Source organism: Tolypothrix sp. VBCCA 56010 (genome assembly GCF_050875635.1).
GTDB lineage: Bacteria > Cyanobacteriota > Cyanobacteriia > Cyanobacteriales > Nostocaceae > Hassallia.
Map to the genome: position 1 here is coordinate 1 of NZ_JBPAOH010000490.1, position 304 is coordinate 304.

The window sequence follows — 304 nt, forward strand, 5'->3', positions numbered from 1 at the left end:
CGGGCACCAGCTACGACTGGGTGAACGATACGCCTTCGATCGGTTTGGGTGCATCGGGCACGGGCAACATCGCTTCGTTTACGGCCAGCAACGCAGGCAGCACGCCGGTGACAGCGACGATCACGGTGACACCGAGGTACACCTTCGGCGCGGTGACGTGCACGGGTCCTGTCCAGATATTCACGATTACCGTACAGCCGACCCCTTCGGTGAATGCGATCGCCAGCCAGGAACTGTGCAACGGTTCATCGACGGCGGCGGTGACGTTCAGCGGAACGGCGACGGGTTACAGCTGGACCAACGA

At 62.2% G+C, this 304-nt stretch carries 1 protein-coding gene; it reads left to right on the forward strand.

All coding sequences use genetic code 11. The features are described from left to right. Window positions 1-304: hypothetical protein (locus AABK37_RS42080; RefSeq protein WP_432557281.1), on the forward strand; the 304-nt coding region annotated here is incomplete at both ends.